The following is a 3,541-nucleotide window of genomic DNA, read 5'->3' as shown; positions in this document are numbered from 1 at the left end:
GTCGCCCTTGCGGAAGTCCAGTCCTGCCGGACGCAGGAACTTTCCCTTGGCCGGAGGCACGCGCACGCGGATCGTCGGGCTGCCGACGTCGTCGGCATCTTCCTGGATCAGGATCGTATCGGCGCCATCGGGCATCGGCGCGCCGGTGAAGATCCGCACGGCTTGGCCGGAGCCGACCGCACCCTCGAAGGCCCGGCCGGCGGCGGATTCCCCGATCACCGCGAGCGTGGCGCCCTGGGCCATGTCGTCGCCGCGCACGGCATAGCCGTCCATGGCGGAGTTGGCGAAGGGCGGCTGGGTCCGGAGCGCGCTGAGTTCGTCGGCGAGCACGCGCCAGGCGCATTGTGCGAGCGGCAGGACCTCGACGCCGGTCTGCCCGGGGATGCTTTCAAGCAGCGCCTTGCGCGCGACGGGGACCGGGGTGAGTGCCATCAGCGCATGATGCCGAAGAATGCGGGCTGGTTTGCGGATGACATCATGCTTGCTCCCTCAACCGACCTTGGCCTCGTAATCGCCGGACTGGCCGCCGGATTTGTGCAGCAGGCGGATGTTCTCGATCCGCATCGCCCGGTCGACCGCCTTGACCATGTCGTAGACGGTGAGGCAGGCGACGGAAACGGCGGTGAGCGCCTCCATCTCGACGCCGGTCTGGCCTTTCATCTTCACCTCGGCGCGCACGCGCACGCCGGGCAAGGCCTCGTCGATATCGAGATCGACGCCGATCTTGCTGAGCAGAAGCGGGTGGCAGAGCGGAATCAGCTCATGTGTGCGCTTGGCGGCCATGATGCCGGCCAGGCGCGCGGTGCCGAGCACGTCGCCCTTCCTGGCATTGCCATCGCGCACGATCGCGATCGTCTCCGGCGCCATCACGACGCTGCCCTCGGCGACGGCTATGCGGGTCGTCTCGGCCTTGTCGCCGACATCGACCATATGCGCCTGGCCCCGGGCGTCGAGATGGCTGAGCCGGCTCACGCCGCGTTCTCGTTGGCCTGGCCGGTCAGCAGGGTGCGCGTCGCGGTGGCGACGTCCGCCTGCCGCATCAGGCTCTCGCCGACGAGGAAGGTGTTGACGCCGGCCCGGTTGAGGCGGGCGATATCGGCATGGGCGAAGATGCCGCTCTCGCCGACGACGATGCGATCGGCGGGCACGCGCGGCGCCAGCCGCTCGGTCACCGCAAGATCGACATGGAAGCTGCGCAGATCGCGGTTGTTGATGCCGAGCAACCTGCTTTCGAGCTTGAGCGCCCGGTCGAGTTCGGCGTCGTCATGCACCTCGACGAGCACATCCATGCCGAGCTCGCGCGCGGTCTCGTTCAGCGCCCGGGCGCTGTCGTCGTCGACGCCGGCCATGATGATCAGGATGCAGTCGGCGCCCCAGCTGCGGGCTTCGTAGACCTGATAGGGCTCGTAGAGGAAGTCCTTGCGCAGCGCCGGCAGGCCGGAGGCCTCGCGCGCCTGCATCAGGAACTCCGGTTGCCCCTGGAAGGAGGGCGCGTCGGTCAGCACCGAAAGGCAGGCCGCGCCGCCGGCGGCATAGGCGCGGGCCAGCGCAGGTGGATCGAAATCGGCGCGGATGAGGCCCTTGGAGGGGCTCGCCTTCTTGATTTCGGCGATCAGCGCCGGCTTGCCGGCCGCGAGCTTCGCGGCGAGCGCAGCAGCGAAGCCGCGCGGCTTGCCGGCGGCCCGGGCGCGGCGCTCGATCTCGGCCGGCGGGACGGCGGCCTTTGCGGCCGCGATCTCCTGGCGCTTGTAGACTTCGATCTTGGCGAGGATGTCGGTCATGCCGCCCTCACGCGTTCGAGGCTTTGACGAGGGCGTCGAGCACAGCCTTCGCCTTGCCGGAGTCGAGGGCAGCCGTCGCCTGGGCGAAACCGTCCTTCAAATTCCCGGCCTTGCCGGCGACGAGCAGCGCCGCAGCGGCGTTGAAGGCGGCGATGTCGCGGAAACCGGTCCTCTCCCCGACGAGCACGGCATTCAGCGCCGCTGCGTTCTGCTCCGGCGTGCCGCCGCGCAACTCCTCCGGCTTCGCCGGTTCGAGGCCGACATCGGCGGGGCTGATCGTGAAGCTCTCGATCTTGCCGTTCTCGAGCGAGACGACGCGGGTCGGGCCGGTGGTGGTGATCTCGTCGAGCCCGTCCGAGCCGTGCACGGCCCAGACGCGGGTCGAGCCGAGCGATGCCAGCACCTTGACCATGGGTTCGAGCCAGGTCTCGGAGAAGGCGCCGATCAGCTGGCGCTTTACGCCGGCCGGGTTCGACAGCGGGCCGAGCAGGTTGAAGATCGTGCGCGTGCCGAGTTCGGTGCGCACCGGCGCAACATGGCGCATCGAGGCGTGATGGGTCGGGGCGAACATGAAGCCGACGCCCGCCTCGGCGATGCAGCGTTCGGTTCCGGCCGAATCGAGCCCGACCTTGACGCCGAGCGCCGTGAGCACGTCGGCCGCGCCGGAGCGCGAGGACGCCGCGCGGTTGCCGTGCTTGGCGACGGGCACGCCGCAGGCCGCGGTGATGATCGAGGCCAGCGTCGAGACGTTGTAGGACCCGGAGGAATCGCCGCCGGTGCCGACGATGTCGATCGCGTCTGCCGGGGCCTTCACGGGCAGCATCTTGCCGCGCATGGCGCCGACGGCGCCGGCGATCTCGTCGATCGTCTCGCCGCGCACGCGCAGCGCCATCAGGAAGGCGGCGGATTGTGCGTTCGTCACTTCGCCCGAGAGAATAGTGTCGAAGGCGTCCCGCGCCTCCTCGCGCGAGAGCGTCGCTCCGGTCGCGACCTTGGCGATGAAGGGTTTGAAATCGTCCATGGGAACTCTGCGGATTCAGGCTGTTGGGGTCAGGGCGGAGGCTTCGCGTTCGCTCTGCCATCGCTCCGCGAGGTCGAGGAAATTCCGCAGGATCGTCGCGCCATGCTCGGAGGCGATGCTCTCCGGATGGAACTGGACGCCGTGAACGGGCAGCTCCCGGTGCGAGAGAGCCATGATCAGGCCGTCATCGGTCTCGGCCTCGATGTCGAAGACGGCGGGGCAGGAGCCGCGGTCGACCACGAGGGAGTGGTAGCGCGTCGCCTGCAACGGTCCGTTGATGCCGCGGAAGAGGCCACGCGACTTGTGCCGGATCGGCGAGACCTTGCCGTGCATCGGGATGGGCGCCCGCACGACCTCGCCGCCGAAGGCCTGTCCCATCGCCTGCAGGCCGAGGCAGACGCCGAAGATCGGCTTGCGCTCGCCGCCCTGCCGGACCACGTCGAGGCAGATTCCGGCTTCGTTGGGCGTGCAGGGGCCGGGCGAGAGCACGATCGCATCATGCTCGCCGCCGAGCGCCTCTTCCACCGACAGCGCGTCGTTACGCCAGACATCGACCTCGGCTCCCAGGCCACCGATCAGGTGGACCAGGTTCCAGGTGAAGCTGTCGTAGTTGTCGATCAACAGAACGCGCATGGCCGGACCCGTGAATACGGCCACAGGTCATGCACGTTCAGAGGCGGGGTGGTCAAGTTTTGCGCGGGCCGCGCCGGCCCTAGACCACGGGCGGGTTGAGGCGAGC

4 protein-coding genes and 1 pseudogene are annotated in these 3,541 nt (G+C 69.0%); all 5 read right to left on the bottom strand.

The window, feature by feature from the left end:
• Positions 1-432 (bottom strand): annotated as a pseudogene (locus ACIPIA_RS12345) (molybdopterin molybdenumtransferase MoeA); the annotation flags it as partial.
• 57 nt (positions 433-489) lie between these two features.
• Complete coding sequence (moaC, locus tag ACIPIA_RS12340; protein ID WP_400509915.1) at positions 490-972, bottom strand: cyclic pyranopterin monophosphate synthase MoaC; 483 nt, start codon at positions 970-972, stop codon at positions 490-492.
• Positions 969-1,781, bottom strand: a complete 813-nt coding sequence (gene trpC, locus ACIPIA_RS12335) for an indole-3-glycerol phosphate synthase TrpC (RefSeq protein WP_400509913.1) — start codon at positions 1,779-1,781, stop codon at positions 969-971. The genes moaC and trpC overlap by 4 nt, the downstream gene beginning before the upstream one ends.
• Before the next feature lie 7 nt (positions 1,782-1,788).
• Positions 1,789-2,802: an anthranilate phosphoribosyltransferase gene (gene trpD / locus ACIPIA_RS12330; protein ID WP_400509911.1), complete on the bottom strand. Its 1,014-nt coding sequence runs from the start codon at positions 2,800-2,802 to the stop codon at positions 1,789-1,791.
• Positions 2,803-2,817: 15 nt separating this feature from the next.
• A complete protein-coding gene (locus tag ACIPIA_RS12325; RefSeq protein ID WP_400509908.1) occupies positions 2,818-3,435 on the bottom strand; it encodes an anthranilate synthase component II in 618 nt (205 codons plus the stop codon).
• Positions 3,436-3,541: the final 106 nt, after the last annotated feature.

The organism is Allobosea sp. CER48 (assembly GCF_044752385.1).
In the GTDB taxonomy this organism is placed as follows: Bacteria; Pseudomonadota; Alphaproteobacteria; order Rhizobiales; family Beijerinckiaceae; genus Allobosea.
This window is presented reverse-complemented; position numbering and strand designations above follow the sequence as displayed.

What these genes read in the sequence shown, in the direction of transcription:
- trpC (WP_400509913.1), bottom strand. Translation starts at nt 1,781, where the DNA reads ATGACCGACATCCTCGCCAAGATCGAAGTCTACAAGCGCCAGGAGATC.
- ACIPIA_RS12325 (WP_400509908.1), bottom strand. Translation starts at nt 3,435, where the DNA reads ATGCGCGTTCTGTTGATCGACAACTACGACAGCTTCACCTGGAACCTG.
- trpD (WP_400509911.1), bottom strand. Translation starts at nt 2,802, where the DNA reads ATGGACGATTTCAAACCCTTCATCGCCAAGGTCGCGACCGGAGCGACG.